A 1,346-nucleotide genomic window follows, 5' to 3' on the forward strand; every position below is an offset into this window, starting at 1 on the left:
AAATACCGGCTGAAGACGGTCGATGTGACGGTGAGTGGCCAGCAGCGCGGTGCCTATGCGCTGTCCTACGATCAGGCACCATTTTCCAATGCCTCACGTCTTGTGCGCGTTGACCGTTATGGCAAGGACGTTGCCATCGATACAAACACCGGTGTCATTTCAGGCGGTACGTCAAAGCTCATCCGGGCGATGAGCTACAGCAACATCGATTATGCCTATACCCGGCTCGACAACCAGTTTCCGGATCCCGATAGCAATGTGATCGATCCGACCGGCAAGGTTGCCTCACAGCAGGCAGGCGATCTCAACTATGACGGCAAGGACGAGCTCTATGGCGGTTACACCATGGAGTGGCAGGAGAGTGAGGGTGGCGGAGACGGAACAACCTCCTATTACTCCCTGAGCAACTGGAACCTGCGGACATTCAACAATGACGGTAGCGTCGCCAGCTTCAAGCAGCTTTTTCCTGATATCAATGCCAACCCGTTAAAAATCCGGCGGGATGACAACGGTGAGGTCGAATTTACCAGCACCGGCCGCTTCAATCCGCAAAAGCCCTGGAAAGACGCAGGTTATGTGGAAAAGCACACGACGGATTCCGGCCACGGCGGACCGTTTGAAAGCAAGAGCTCGGCCGCCATTCGCGTCAATGATCCAAACAGCATCACGGCTACAACCTGCGCTATTCCCGGCAATGAGGCGATCTGCAATGTGCTGGCGGCCGGCGCAAACGGAAGCAACAAGCGGAATTATGCGACACTCGACAGCGATGGAGACGGCGTTGACGAACTCTATGGTCTGACACGTTTTAATATCGGCAGTGGCGGCCTTGTCATCGGCGTCGCGGACATGTCCGCCAATGGTCGGCAGGTAGCGATCGTCGGTGAAGGCAGCACCATCAGCATGGTCCGCTTTGTCGGCGGACAGACGCAGAAGACCACACTGGCAGGCGTTGAGTGCAATGGCGGTGTTGGCGGGGCACTTCTCACCTATTGCGCACTTGCTGATGTCAACGGCGACGGTGCCACCGACATCATTGATTCCAGAAGTGACAATCTCAAAATCTGGCTTTCGACCGGACGTGGCTATCAGCGGCTGCTGAAGTCTCCGGCGGACGATGATTTTACCTTTGGCCGCAAGGTCGTCTTTCGCGACTTCGACAATGACGGCAAGGCCGATTTGATCCAGGTCAAGGATTTGAGCCCGGACGACCAGTATGGACCGATATTTGCCCATGCGCTCTGGTTCCAGGCAGACAGCAACCAGATCGTCCAGTCACCTTTTACCGGCCATGGAACTGCGATCTTAGGTGATTTCAACGGCGATGGCCTGCCAGACTTCATTGA

General features: G+C 55.8%; 1 protein-coding gene. It reads left to right on the plus strand.

Translation table 11 applies throughout. The annotated features are described in order from the left end of the window. A partial coding sequence (locus tag FHW16_RS28710; protein WP_182552863.1) for an FG-GAP repeat domain-containing protein occupies positions 1-1,346 on the plus strand: 1,346 nt, incomplete at both ends.

The organism is Phyllobacterium myrsinacearum, from assembly GCF_014138285.1.
Taxonomy (GTDB): Bacteria; Pseudomonadota; Alphaproteobacteria; order Rhizobiales; family Rhizobiaceae; genus Phyllobacterium; species Phyllobacterium myrsinacearum_A.